Here is a 12336-nt window from a genome sequence, read left to right as displayed (position 1 = left end):
TGCACACTCAAGCGAGTTTGGCGATACCGAACTTTGGGTCAGGAGCGGATCGGGGATCGGGATCAAGCCCGGCATCGCCATAACCCAAGGTCGCAAATGCTGATCAAAAGATAAAATCGAATATAAAATTAAAATAGATAGGAAAAATCTATCAACCGGATGCGCCGCAGCATGGGAATGCCGCGAAATCAGTTACCAAGTGGCAATTTGACTGTGAAAACAGCACCATCAGGCCCTGTTGCAGTGAGGCGAAGTTCACCGTTATGGGTGCTGATCAGTTCGCGTGCGATGGCAAGGCCAAGTCCGGTGCCGCCTTGTCGCCCGCTGCCGGCAAACGGGACGAACAGGTTTTTGATCGCCTTTTCGGGTAATCCCGGCCCGTTATCGGCAATGACAACTTCAATGGAGCGGCGGGCTTTAGCCGATTCGTCACCCTTTTCAGGTTCGGTTTGAATTTTATGGCTGATGGCGACGGTGGTCGCCCCGGCCTCCAGCGGGTTGCGCATCAGGTTGCTGAAGGCGCGAAACAACATGTCATAGTCGGCTTCAAGCATGACATCATCAGGCAGGTCGATCTCAATGCGCGCCGGGCAGGGTTCACTGGCGACAGGTGCATCGCCCATTCCGCCATCAAGCAACGGTTCGCATTTTTGCAGCAAAATCTGATCGCGGATTTCCTCGATCAGTTCAATCAGCGTGAAGGTTGCCAGATCGCGCGGCGGCGGGGTTTCGCGGGCAAAGGACAGGGTTTGTTCGCTGATATAAACAGCGCGTTCCATCGATGACAACAGGCGCGGCACCACGGCGCGGACTTCGTCATCTTCGCTTTTGGCAAGCTGTTCTGTCATCAGCATCGAGGTCGCCAATGCATTGCGCAGATCATGGCTGATTTTGGTGGCGGCCGTGCCCAGCGCGGCAAGTCGGCGACGCTGATTGAGCATCGCCTGAATGTCTTGCTGCATCATGGCGAGTTCCTGGCGGGCGACACCGATTTCATCGTCACGTTCGCCGGGATTGATCAGCGATGCCTTGTCCTGCGGGTCTTCGCGAAAACGGATCATGTCGCTGGTCAGGGTGCGCATCGGGCGCACCAGCAACCGGTTGAGCGCGAAATAGACAAGTCCGGCCGTAAAGAAAGAAATCATCAGCGACAGGCCAAACACCCGCCAGCCGAAATTGCGCATCGCCTCGGTCAGGCGGTCTTCATGAACAAGCACCTCGATCTCGAAATCAGGCGCCATGGATGGCATGCCGACCACGCGCAATACCCGGTTTTCAGTCTGGCTGAGTGTCGCCAGCCCTTCCATCAAGGCCATCGGGATCGAGAAATCGCTCAGATTGACATCCTTGTCGACCTTGGCAGGCATATCATCGCGTTGCAGCAGCAATTTGCGATCTTCACGGCGCAGGATGACGGCCTCGATCCCGGCATTGGACAGAAGTTCGCGTTCAAGATCATCGGGGATCATCTGATCGGGGGTGGCTTCAAGGGCAAGGGCGGCAAGGTACCCGGAATCAAGATGCGCCTTTAACCAGTCAATCCGAAAGCGTGCGACAGAGGGGGCAAAGACAAACACCTCGGCAAGCATGACAAAGCTTACCGTCAGCACCAGAAGGCGCGCGGAAAGCGATTTGGCCCAAGGGGGCAATTTCAGATGCCGGTTATTCATTAACTGATGTTAGGCCGATAAAACGAAAAAAGTACAGCGATACAGATGCTTGTTTTGATGCGCGATCCAAGAAAACCGCTTATGCGAACCTGAGCAGGAATCTAACAAGCTTGCGCGTTTTTTCGCCAAACAGGCTGGGGGTATACCAGGCCCCGGCGACGCGTTTGGAAAGTTCGCCCAAGGTCGGGTAAGGTGCGATCATCCCGGCGATGGCGCCGATCTTCATCTTCTTGCTGATGGCAAGTGACCAGACACCGATCAGTTCACCCGCCTGCCGTCCGACGATGGCAGCCCCCAGAATCCGGCCATTTGGTTTGGTGATGACCTTGATGAAGCCCTCGGTCTCGGCCTCTGCCCGGGCGCGGTCATTTTCGGCGTAATCCCAGGTCACAACGCGGATGTCATCGCCATATTGTTCGCGGGCGGTCTTTTCGGTCAGGCCGACCTGTGCCAATTCCGGGTTGGTATAGGTCACCCATGGCACGGCACTGTGATCGACCTTGGCCGGAAGACGGAACAGCGCATTGCGAATGACGATGCCAGCATCATATCCCGCCATATGGGTAAATTGCAGGCCGCCGGTGATATCGCCAATGGCAAAGACCTTTTTGTTTGACGTCCGCAATCGCGCATCGACGGAAATGCCACGGTCGGTATAGTCAATACCGGCATCCTTCAGGCCGAGATTTTCGACATTTGGTTTGCGTCCGGTTGCCAGCAAAAGGTGGCTGCCTTCCAAGGTAATCTCGATGCCCTGATGTTCGATCACGACCCTGATCTGGTCATTCACATCAAGGATTTCCTTGGTCTTGGCGCCTTCATAAAGGCTGATGCCATCGGCCTTGATACGGTCGCGGATAACAGCCACCAGATCCGGATCATCCTTGGGCAGGATGGTGCCCATTTCAATCACGGTAACTTTCGCGCCCAGCTGATGATGGGCCTGCGCCATTTCAAGCCCGATGGGCCCGCCGCCGATGATGATCAGATGTTCTGGGCGAACGCGGTTTTCGAAAATGGTTTCATTGGTGAAATAGCAAACGGTTTCAAGGCCGGGGATCGGTGGTACTGCCGCACGCGATCCGGTGGCGATGACAAAGCGTTTGGCCTTGATTGTGGTTTCACCGGCAATGACTTCACCCGGACCGGTAAAACGGGCTTCGGCCTGAATGACCGTGCAGCCGAGTTCTTCGAACCGTTCGACAGAATCATGGGGCGCGATGCCTGCGATCACGGAATGAACATGGTCGATTGCCCGGCCAAAGTCGATCTCCACCGGCCCGGTCGATACGCCAAACCGTGAAGCCCTGCGTGCATTTTCCGCGGCATGGCCAGCCGCCAGCAGCGCCTTGGACGGAACGCAGCCGGTATTAAGGCAATCACCGCCCATCTTGCCCTTTTCGATCAGGACAACCTTTGCGCCCATCTGAACCGCGCCGGCGGCGACCGAAAGGCCGCCGGATCCAGCTCCGATGACACAAATGTCGGTCGTGATGATCTTATTCATCGGCGTTCTCCCCGATTTTACGTTTGCGCAATTTCTTGTAGGCCACCGGCAAAAGCGCCAGCACGGCGAGCCCGATGATCGGGGTCAGAATACGGGGTTCAAAGATGATGCCAAGATCAGGTGTCTTGCCCTGATCAAACAGCGCGCCAAGACCATCCCCGATCGAGGCATAAACAAAAGTGCCCGGAATGATGCCGATCATGGTGCCAAAAACAAAGGATCGCAGTTTGACGCCAAGAAGGGCCGGCACAAGATTGACCAGCCAGAAGGGAAAGATCGGGATCAGGCGCAAAACCATCAAATAGCTAAAGGCGTTTTCAGCAAAGCCTTCTTCCATCCTGCGGACGGCGTTTCCGGCCTTGGCGCGCATCAGATCGTAAAATGCATAGCGGGCCGCAAGGTAAACGATCGTCGCGCCGATGGTGGCGGATACCACAACATAACTGGTGGCAAGAAAAGCCCCGAATAGAAAGCCACCCGTGATGGTCAGGATCGACCCGATTGGCAGGGAAAGTGCGACCGAAACGACGTAAAGCCCCATAAAGACCAGAACGCTGGAAACCGGGTTATCGGCAACAAAGCCCTGCAACAGGTCACGGTTTTCACGCAGGGACTCAAATGACAGCAAATCCAGAACGCCGCTGGCCCATGCAATGACAAGCCCGACAATCAGCACAGCCACCGGCAAAAGTTTGCGCCACAGGGGCTTTGATGTGCCGGTGATTTCCGTTGGGATATCTTGTTTCTGTTCGGACAAGTTTGACGCCATTGAACTGGTTTTTGTCATTAATTTCAGTCTCTTGCAAGTCGCATCGGTGGGGCGATATGCAAATCCTTAAACAGCAGGATCGCATTATTTGATCCAACATTAGAGAGAAATCTCAAAACTTGCTTATGAACTGCCTTCACCATTGCGTGAGGGCAAATTGTACAAAGCCGGGCGGGATGGCGCAGGAACATGCGCAATAAACCTGAGGGAGTGGCGCTTGACGTAGGGGAAAACTGGACGTATCGTCTGCGCATCGTGGGATTTGTCGACCGGCTTGCGGCCACGTAAAAAATCGCTAAAGAGGGGTGCTATGGCTTCGGCCCTGACCCAATCATGCCGGTCAGGGTTTTTTTGTGTCCGGATTACGATATGCATATATTTCGGGCATGTAGGAGCAAGACGATGACGACCGACAAAAAGGCTTCCGATAACTGGCGCGCAGCGACCCGATCCGTGCGTGGCGGTACAGCGCGCAGCGGATTCTGCGAGACCTCCGAAGCCATCTTTATGAATTCCGGCTATGTGTATGAAACTGCCGCCGAGGCCGAGGCCTCCTTTGATGGCAGCGGTCCGGAACGTTTTGTGTATTCGCGTTTCGCCAATCCGACCGTTGGCATGTTCGAAGAACGCCTTGCCCTGATCGAGGGCGCGCAATATTGCCGCGCAACGGCATCGGGCATGTCGGCTGTCTGGAATGCGTTGGCGGCCAGCACCAAGGCCGGTGGACGTGTGGTTGGATCGCGTGCGCTGTTCGGGTCGTGCGAATTTATCCTGACCACGCTTTTGCCGCGGTTTGGTGTTGAGACCGAACTGGTGGACGGCACGGACAAGGACGCCTGGGAAAAGGCACTTTCGAAGCCGGCCGATGCGGTTTTCCTTGAAACACCTTCGAACCCGACGCTTGAGGTTCTTGATATCGCCTTCATTTCCGAACTGGCGCACAAGGCCGGTGCCAAGGTGATTGTCGATAACGTCTTTGCCACACCGATCCTGCAAAAGCCGATGGAACTGGGGGCGGATATTGTTGTCTATTCCGCGACCAAGCATATTGATGGGCAGGGGCGCTGCCTTGGCGGGGCGATCCTGTTTAATGACAAGGAATGGCATGACGAACACCTGACTACCTTCCTGCGTCATACCGGGCCAAGCATGAGCCCGTTCAATGCCTGGGTTCTTCTTAAGGGGCTTGAGACACTTAGCCTGCGTGTGGATCAGCATATTCGCAATGCAACTGCATTGGCTGAGTTTCTTTCGGAACAGCCGCACGTGTCACGCGTTCTATATCCGGGGCTGAAAAGTCACCCGCAGCATGAACTGGCAATGAAGCAAATGTCTGGCCGTGGTGGTGGATTGATCGCAATCGAGCTTGCCGGTGGTAAAAAAGCAGCCTTCTCGTTGCTTGATAATCTCAAGCTGATTGATATTTCCAACAACCTTGGCGATGCAAAAAGCCTTGCAACCCATCCCTGGACCACCACGCATCAGCGTGTACCGGCCGAGGACAAGGTTGCCATGGGCATTACCGAGGGCATGCTGCGTCTATCTGTCGGTCTGGAAGATATTGATGACCTCAAGGAAGACCTGTTGGCGGCCCTTGCCGTTTAAAAGCATGGACCAACAGTAATCCTGACATCGATCCGGCCCGTACATTGTGCGGGCCTTATCGTTTCCGATCCGGGGGATAATGCCAGTTTGTTTTGACTGCCGACTGGTACTTTCGGGAAGGATTGTCTACATAAAGGGTCCATCCATCGCATTCTTGGCTGATGCAAATTGACTGGAACACACTTGGCCCGGAGATATGCATGTATTCGACCGTAACCCACGACATCAAGGTATCGGTAAAACCGATGTTCCTTGAGGACGAATCAGACCCGGACACCCATCGTTACATTTGGGCTTATCGCATCGAGATCGAGAATCTCGGATCGAAAACTGTTCAGTTGCTTAACCGTCACTGGCGGATTACGGATTCGCGTGGCGAAACCCAAGAAGTCAAAGGCCCGGGTGTTGTCGGCGAACAGCCTGTTTTGGCCTGCGGCGAAAGTTTCAACTACACCAGTGGCGCGCCACTGACCACGCCAAGCGGCTTCATGGTCGGAACATTCGAAATGACGGATATGGACGGCAATCATTTTGATATTGCGATTCCAGCCTTTTCGCTGGACAGTCCGCATGGGCAACACACTGTGAACTGATCGCATCAAAAAACAGTATCAGGTAGCGCGGGCCGTGAGCCCCACCAAGGCAGGTTCAATCCTGTAATAAAATGACAAAGGATTTGGTATGTGCAGCGAACATAACCCGGTGAAGCGTCCGACACGCGAAGAAGCAGAAGAAGCGGTTCGGACACTTCTGCGTTGGGCCGGGGATGATCCCGACCGCGAAGGTTTGCGCGGAACCCCTGACCGTGTGGCACGGTCTTATGGTGAATTCTTTGCTGGCTATCAGCAGGACCCGGCTGAAATTCTGCGTCGGACATTCGAAGAAACCGACGGCTATGACGAAATGGTCGTTCTGCGCGACATTCGCGTCGAATCCTATTGCGAACATCACATGGTGCCGATCATTGGTGTGGCACATGTCGCCTATCTGCCGCGCCGCCGTGTTGTTGGCATTTCCAAACTGGCCCGCGTGGTCGAGGTTTATGCCAAACGCCTGCAGATTCAGGAAAAGATGACCGCACAGGTTGCCAACACCATTCAGGAAGAACTCGATCCGCTTGGTGTGGCGGTGGTGATTGATGCCAATCACCAATGCATGAGCACCCGTGGCGTGCACAAGACCGGCGTGTCGATGGTCACCAGCCGGATGCTTGGCGCATTCCGCGACGACCCGATCACGCGTCGCGAATTCTTTGCCATGATCGGGCGCTAACAACAATTTGATACAGCTATACAAACAAAGAGGCCGCAGCATTTGCTGCGGCCTTTGTGATGATTGCCGGTCTTTGAACGATTTAGTCCTTGAAGTCGCTATGGCAGGACTTGCAGGTCTGCATCATCTGACCAAGCGCTGCCTTGAAGTCGTCTTCCGATCCGCCATTGGTTGCAACTGTTTTGAGGTCCGCGGCCTTGGAATTCAGTTCATTGGCAAGGCCGCTGAATTTCGACCAGTCGTCCCAGATGTCAGAAAGTGCTTCGGAAGGATGTTCGTTGCTGCCTTCGGGGAAAAGGGTGGTAAAGGTTTCGCCGGAATTGCCTTCAATAATCGCGGCTGACTTTGCAACCTGTTCGGGGTCATAGGGCAGGGCACCCTTCATCATTGGCACCATGATCTTGACCTGCTGACCGATGGCCTTCATGCCATCCATACGTTCCTTGACGACACCGGTTGCTCCTTCATGCGCAATGGCGGCAATACTGACCGTCATGGTCGAGGCAACTGCGGCACCTAGTAGAATTCTCAACTCTCTCGTCCCCTTTTTTGTGTGTTTGTAGCTTGGCGCGTGGGCGCGCCCATAACCGGCCTATTGACCAAATCGGGCAAGGATATGGTCAACCGAACCGACATAATGGCCGCCAAACAGGCGAACATGGACCAGTAACGGATAAAGATTATACAAATCGCGGCGTTCTTCAAAGAATCCGGGATTGATTGGCAGTATTTCATTATATCGCCCAAAAAATTCCGATGTCAGGTCGCCAAATAGCGTCCCGAAGGCCAGTTCGATTTCCCGGTCCCCGTAATAGATCGCCGGATCAATCAAACCGGCAAGTGTGTCGATCCTGCACAGGATATTGCCACCCCACAGATCACCATGCAGGAGCGAGGGTTTGCTGTCTGTGGGCAAATAGTCCTCAAGCCTGTCAATCAGTCGATCAAGTCGGGCGACAATACTGCCCGGAAGCTTGCCTTCACGCTGCGCACAATGCGCCATATGGCGTAAACGATGTTCGGCGAAAAAGGTAATCCAGCTTTCTTCCTGTGTATTGGGTTGCGCCAGGCCGCCAGTTAAAGTGTCAAAGCCAAGTCCGAACATATCGGATGTTACCTGATGCTGGCTTGCCAACTTTTCGGCAAGCTCGCGCTGCACACGACCAGTCATTCGGTTGTCGTTGGCGATAAATGTCATCACCAGACAATTTGTGTCGGCATGGATGACCTCGGGACAAGGGATCGGGGAGTGCGTTTTGAAATAACGCAGCATTTCCGCCTCGATCAAAAGACCTGCACTGTCTTGCGCATCATTTGTCGTGCTGTGTTTGATCACCAGTTGCCGCCCATCATCCAGATCGGCGCGCATTACATTGGCAACGCATCCACCCGAAAGTGGCGCGATGGATCGCACCGACGCCCCGGTGTGGCGTTTGATCAAATCTGAAAGAGCGCGTTTATCCATGGCATATCCATGATCCGTTCCGAGGGACTAGGGGCCCTGGATTCCGTGTTTTTCGCGGATGTGCGACAGCAGGTTGCTTGAGGCTTCCTCAATCATGTCAAACACATCGACAAACCCGTTGGCACCGCCGTAATAGGGATCGGGGACGCTTTGTCCTGCCATCAACGGGTGATAATCCAGAAACAGCTCAATGCGGTGCTGATGGGTATTTGGTGCCTGGCGGCGCATATCGCGCAGATGCCCGTCATCCATGGCCAAAACATAATCGAACTCATGGTAGTCCGTCGGTTTGATCTTGCGGGATCGAATATCGCTGAGATCAATGCCGCGACTTTGCGCCATTTCACGCGATCGCGGGTCGGGCAATTCGCCAACATGATAGGCCGACAACCCGCAGCTATCGACGCTGATATGGTTATCCAGTCCGGCATCGCGAACCATCTTGCGGAAAACGCCATCGGCCGTGGGCGAGCGACAGATGTTGCCGGTACAGACGAAAAGAACCTTGATCACGCTATCTATCCGTATTGTCTGGGAAGGGGCAGGAGATGCCTTTCAGAGTGACATGCCCATCCCCCGCGGGCAACGACTTGTCGTTCCGCGCAGTGATCTTCATCTCAAAGATGTTTACGCAAAACCGGATGAATGTAACAGCTTCGTGACATTTTGAATGCGACACTGACAGGTCAGTCATTAGTTTGTATGATCGCGCCAATTACCTTCAATTTGGCGCGTTTTGATGCAGGAATTTGTTTCTTTTGGTTTGCATGTTGCCCTGATCCGGCAACTGGCATGGTTGCCGCGGGGCTATGACCTTGTCCCGGGCGGGACTGTCGTAACTTCAGCCAAGCTGCGCAGCATCATGCTGGCCCTTGAAGAGATCAATGGTCCGGCGGTGCTAGTGCGTCTTGGGCGGTATCTGGCGGCCAAGGAACAGGAACCGATCCTGACCATGTTGCGTCACTCGGCAACACCGTCGGTGATTGCGGATCGCTGGCGCCGACTGGAAGGCTATTCCCACGCGCGTGCACGCAGCGACTTTTCCGTCACCGGAAAATCCATGACCATCCATCGCGGGGTCGTGCGCGGTCAGCCCCCGGCACGCGTGGAAAACCTGCTTTTGCTGGGATTTTTGATTGGGTTGCTTGAAGCCGCCGGGGCCGAGAATATTGACGCCACCATTTTGCCAAGCCACGGTCCGGCAGTGCGCGTGACGCGCAAGGGCCGCATTAGCGACAAACTGGCTTTTTCAGGGCGTGGCCTTCGTTTTCGGATCAATTGGGGCAGTTTCGAACAGGTTTCGTCATCCTATCCATTCATGGCCAATATGCCCGGTACCGCGCCCTCAATCGGGGCGCAGCGCCCGATCGTGCAACAGCTTTGTACGGTTTTGGAACATGACATCGGTCGCAGCTGGACGATTGATGAAGTTGCTACTGCGCTTGATACATCAGGCCGCACCTTGCAGCGCCGCTTGCAACAGGCCAACAGCCGGTTTTCTGACCTTTTGCGTCTGGTGCGTGTGCGCGAAGCCTGTCGGCTTTTGTATGGCACCACGCTTTCGGTTGGTGAAATCGGGTTCTGGTGCGGCTTTACAGATAATGCGCATTTCTCTCGTGATTTCAGACGTTTGATGGCGATGCCGCCCTCTGTCTACCGTGAGGCCAGCATCGGCCATGCCGGTTTGACCCGGGCGTAACGGCCAACCAGTCGGGAGTGACTGCGACCATTTATGGTGTGCGGGTTGAGCGCCGGATGATTGACCTGCCCGGTTTCCTTGGGTATCAGCAGCGCCATGAATGATTTTGTTTAAATCATCGTGCCCCTTCGCATCCACGAGGCTGCCATGACTGACCCCATCCGTCCTGCAAACGAATATTCCGGTTTTCTGCCGCAGCGTTTTGACAATCGACCGGATGCCGATGATGTCATCGTCAAAACCTGGACCGTTGGGGACGCACTGACCGATCATAGCGTGCCGGAAATGCCAGCAGCCCTGTCGCTGTTTTTTGATCTCGTTGCCCCGGCAGCGGGCCGGTCGAATGCAACCGGGTTTGCAATGTTGTGGCTCGATCGTCATCCGCATGAAGAACCGGGCTGGCGTCTGTCCATCGGCCATGTCGGATCCGAGGATGATCTGGAATTGGCGGTGACCAAACCGTTGGCACGCCTTGTCGATGCCCTGCCAATGGCCAATTTTGAATGCGAAAACTGGCACATGACCCGCCCGCTTTGGCGCAAACGCGCCGAGCCGGTAAAGCTTGTTTTTTGGGGTGATTTTGCCAAGCATGCCCGCGCCATTCTGGGCCACAGCGATGCGGCATCATTCTATCAGCCGCTTGGTGCAGGACTTCGGTCTGACAATGTCACAAGCATGCTGCCCTTGCTTGAAGACATGCTCGGTGATGCTTTCTTGCAAAACGGCATGGGGTTTGAAGATGCCCTGCGCCTTGGTATCGCATTGGGGCGCGCGCATCTGATCGAAAGCTGGATCGAAGCCGGTGGTTCGGAAAAGGAGCCCTATTTCCGGCCGATGAAAATCTGGCATCAGGCATGGCTTGCCAATGCATTGATTGATCCGGCGGTGGCAAGTCTTGCCATGTCGGGCAAACCGCCGATGCCGGCCCTTGATTTCGGGAATGACAGCACACCGGCATCGCGCCGTGCAGCCCTTGATGATGTGTCATCCTGGCTGACGACCGTGTTCTTTAGTGATGAACATCCAGCCCTTCGCAATGCCTTTGTGGCAGGCGTGCAAAATGCTGTCTGGCTTGATCATGACCTGCAACAATATGTTCAGCCGCAACAACGCTCCGAGATATTGCAAGGTCTGATGCCTTATTGTCGCTGGTTCCTGGCGATGGCGCTTTATAACCATCTGGACAATCTGGCGGCGGGAACAGCGCGCGAGGATCAAATCGCATTTTACGCGATCATGGTTGATGCCTTGCCGGAACTGGCACCGCTTGGCGCGTTTGCCACCCAACGCGATATCGAACAGCACATCATCCGGATTGATGCCGCGCGCGCCGCATCGGCGTTCGACACGTTGGTCCTGCCGTTCTGTGATCTTTTGATGCCGAAGCGCCAATTTGATGCCGCGCGTTCCTGATCACCTGCATGGCATGGGTTAAAAAAAAGCGCCGCCGCGCGAAACCGGCGGCGCTTTTTGTTTGTTTGTCGATGACTAGATCTGTTCGGGATGTTCCGGAATGTCGCGCGATGACACGATCAGGAACCGGATTGCCAGACCACTGACCGCGACAAGGCTTGCAATCGCAATCCCCCAGAACAGGCCGCGCACCCCCATCTCAAGAACGAATGACAGGTAATAGCCAACCGGGATCATGACAAAGATATAGGACACCAGATGCAAAATCGTTGGTGCCCATTTATCGCCAGCGCCACGTAGGGCACTGATCGCGGCATTCTGCCCGCCATCGGTCGGGAAAATGATCGGCATCAAAATCAGCACAGAAACCGTGGTGGCAAGCACTGCGACGTCCTGGGTAAACAGATGTGCAACCGCATCGGGGAACAGATAAAGCGGAATGCTGAGGGCCAGCATCACGCACATCGTGGTCAAAAGACCAATCCACCCGGCAAGCGCCATGTCCGGTCGGTCCCGCCTGCCATAGGCAATGCCGACCCGAACCGATGTTGCCGAGGCCAGACCAAGTGCTACCATAAACATCAGGGCCAAAAGCGTCATGCTGATGCCGTAACTTGCCGCGGCAATCACGCCAAGACGACCGGCGAAAAGCTGCATGGCGGCAAAGGCGCCGGTTTCCATCCCCTGACTGGCACCCGCAGCATAGCCAAGATGGCGGGCATCGCGCGATCCGCGCCACCACCCTGCAAAGCCGTTGCGAATGCCATAAAGATGATGGCTTTTCATCAGCAGGATATACCCAAGCAGACCAAGCGCCATGAACCAGCGAATGACGCTTGATGTCCATGCCGCACCTTCGGCACCCAGTTCCGGCAAGCCAAACGCCCCGTAAACCAGCCCGTAATCAAGAACGAGGTTGACCAAGTTGGCCGCGAT

The 12336-nt window shown here is 55.1% G+C and carries 12 protein-coding genes and 1 riboswitch (1 of these 13 running past the window's edge); of the genes, 5 read left to right on the top strand and 7 right to left on the bottom strand.

From position 1 onward, the window contains the following. Positions 1 to 188 precede the first annotated feature (188 nt). The 3 genes from DY252_RS21335 to DY252_RS21325 all read right to left on the bottom strand — a co-directional run bounded on the left by DY252_RS21335 (position 189) and on the right by DY252_RS21325 (position 3964). Complete coding sequence (locus DY252_RS21335; RefSeq protein ID WP_064788193.1) at positions 189 to 1670, bottom strand: sensor histidine kinase; 1482 nt, start codon at positions 1668 to 1670, stop codon at positions 189 to 191. Between the two features lie 79 nt (positions 1671 to 1749). Next, positions 1750 to 3177, bottom strand: coding sequence for a dihydrolipoyl dehydrogenase family protein (locus tag DY252_RS21330; protein ID WP_064788194.1), 1428 nt, complete (start codon positions 3175 to 3177; stop codon positions 1750 to 1752). Further along, entirely contained in the window at positions 3170 to 3964 is a 795-nt protein-coding gene (locus DY252_RS21325) for a TVP38/TMEM64 family protein (RefSeq protein WP_082923393.1), read from the bottom strand. Before DY252_RS21325 ends, DY252_RS21330 begins: the two co-directional genes overlap by 8 nt. 227 nt (positions 3965 to 4191) lie before the next feature. Beyond that, a riboswitch (SAM riboswitch) is annotated at positions 4192 to 4266 on the top strand. An 82-nt stretch (positions 4267 to 4348) separates the two neighbouring features. Between DY252_RS21325 and metZ the strand changes: the two genes are divergently transcribed. The 3 genes from metZ to folE all read left to right on the top strand — a co-directional run bounded on the left by metZ (position 4349) and on the right by folE (position 6823). After that, complete coding sequence (gene metZ / locus DY252_RS21320) at positions 4349 to 5551, top strand: O-succinylhomoserine sulfhydrylase (protein WP_064788195.1); 1203 nt, start codon at positions 4349 to 4351, stop codon at positions 5549 to 5551. A gap of 200 nt (positions 5552 to 5751) precedes the next feature. Then, entirely contained in the window at positions 5752 to 6144 is a 393-nt protein-coding gene (gene apaG, locus DY252_RS21315) for a Co2+/Mg2+ efflux protein ApaG (RefSeq protein ID WP_008889128.1), read from the top strand. Positions 6145 to 6232: 88 nt separating this feature from the next. Continuing rightward, the gene (gene folE, locus DY252_RS21310; RefSeq protein ID WP_008889129.1) at positions 6233 to 6823 is read left to right on the top strand and encodes a GTP cyclohydrolase I FolE; all 591 of its coding nucleotides are present in this window, start codon (positions 6233 to 6235) and stop codon (positions 6821 to 6823) included. 82 nt (positions 6824 to 6905) lie between these two features. Here the strand turns inward: folE and DY252_RS21305 are convergent, their stop codons facing one another. Genes DY252_RS21305 through DY252_RS21295 form a run of 3 tightly spaced genes read right to left on the bottom strand, consistent with a single transcriptional unit; the run spans position 6906 to position 8801 of the window. After that, on the bottom strand, positions 6906 to 7355 hold the full coding sequence (locus DY252_RS21305) for a c-type cytochrome (protein ID WP_197482557.1): 450 nt from the start codon (positions 7353 to 7355) through the stop codon (positions 6906 to 6908). A gap of 60 nt (positions 7356 to 7415) precedes the next feature. After that, entirely contained in the window at positions 7416 to 8288 is an 873-nt protein-coding gene (locus tag DY252_RS21300; RefSeq protein ID WP_064788197.1) for a fructosamine kinase family protein, read from the bottom strand. 27 nt (positions 8289 to 8315) lie between these two features. Further along, positions 8316 to 8801: a low molecular weight protein-tyrosine-phosphatase gene (locus tag DY252_RS21295; protein ID WP_064788198.1), complete on the bottom strand. Its 486-nt coding sequence runs from the start codon at positions 8799 to 8801 to the stop codon at positions 8316 to 8318. A 226-nt stretch (positions 8802 to 9027) separates the two neighbouring features. Between DY252_RS21295 and DY252_RS21290 the strand changes: the two genes are divergently transcribed. Together DY252_RS21290 and DY252_RS21285 are read left to right on the top strand one after the other, a co-directional pair. Beyond that, positions 9028 to 9987: a helix-turn-helix transcriptional regulator gene (locus DY252_RS21290; RefSeq protein ID WP_064788199.1), complete on the top strand. Its 960-nt coding sequence runs from the start codon at positions 9028 to 9030 to the stop codon at positions 9985 to 9987. A 147-nt stretch (positions 9988 to 10134) separates the two neighbouring features. Further along, the gene (locus DY252_RS21285; RefSeq protein WP_064788200.1) at positions 10135 to 11400 is read left to right on the top strand and encodes a hypothetical protein; all 1266 of its coding nucleotides are present in this window, start codon (positions 10135 to 10137) and stop codon (positions 11398 to 11400) included. A gap of 75 nt (positions 11401 to 11475) precedes the next feature. Here the strand turns inward: DY252_RS21285 and DY252_RS21280 are convergent, their stop codons facing one another. Then, on the bottom strand, positions 11476 to 12336 hold the 3' portion of the coding sequence (locus DY252_RS21280) for an MATE family efflux transporter (RefSeq protein ID WP_008889135.1). It continues 579 nt past the right edge of the window; 861 of the gene's 1440 nt are visible here — the last part of the coding sequence; the start codon falls outside the window, past its right edge; it ends in the stop codon at positions 11476 to 11478.

The sequence above is a fragment of the Thalassospira indica genome (assembly GCF_003403095.1).
In the GTDB taxonomy this organism is placed as follows: Bacteria; Pseudomonadota; Alphaproteobacteria; order Rhodospirillales; family Thalassospiraceae; genus Thalassospira; species Thalassospira indica.
Note: the sequence above shows the minus strand (reverse complement) of the source record. Positions and strands in the feature narration are given on the sequence as shown.

Coding starts and splice junctions, on each gene's coding strand:
- DY252_RS21335 (WP_064788193.1), bottom strand. CDS start 1,670: ATGAATAACCGGCATCTGAAATTGCCCCCTTGGGCCAAATCGCTTTCC.
- DY252_RS21330 (WP_064788194.1), bottom strand. CDS start 3,177: ATGAATAAGATCATCACGACCGACATTTGTGTCATCGGAGCTGGATCC.
- DY252_RS21325 (WP_082923393.1), bottom strand. CDS start 3,964: ATGACAAAAACCAGTTCAATGGCGTCAAACTTGTCCGAACAGAAACAA.
- metZ (WP_064788195.1), top strand. CDS start 4,349: ATGACGACCGACAAAAAGGCTTCCGATAACTGGCGCGCAGCGACCCGA.
- apaG (WP_008889128.1), top strand. CDS start 5,752: ATGTATTCGACCGTAACCCACGACATCAAGGTATCGGTAAAACCGATG.
- folE (WP_008889129.1), top strand. CDS start 6,233: ATGTGCAGCGAACATAACCCGGTGAAGCGTCCGACACGCGAAGAAGCA.
- DY252_RS21300 (WP_064788197.1), bottom strand. CDS start 8,288: ATGGATAAACGCGCTCTTTCAGATTTGATCAAACGCCACACCGGGGCG.
- DY252_RS21290 (WP_064788199.1), top strand. CDS start 9,028: ATGCAGGAATTTGTTTCTTTTGGTTTGCATGTTGCCCTGATCCGGCAA.
- DY252_RS21285 (WP_064788200.1), top strand. CDS start 10,135: ATGACTGACCCCATCCGTCCTGCAAACGAATATTCCGGTTTTCTGCCG.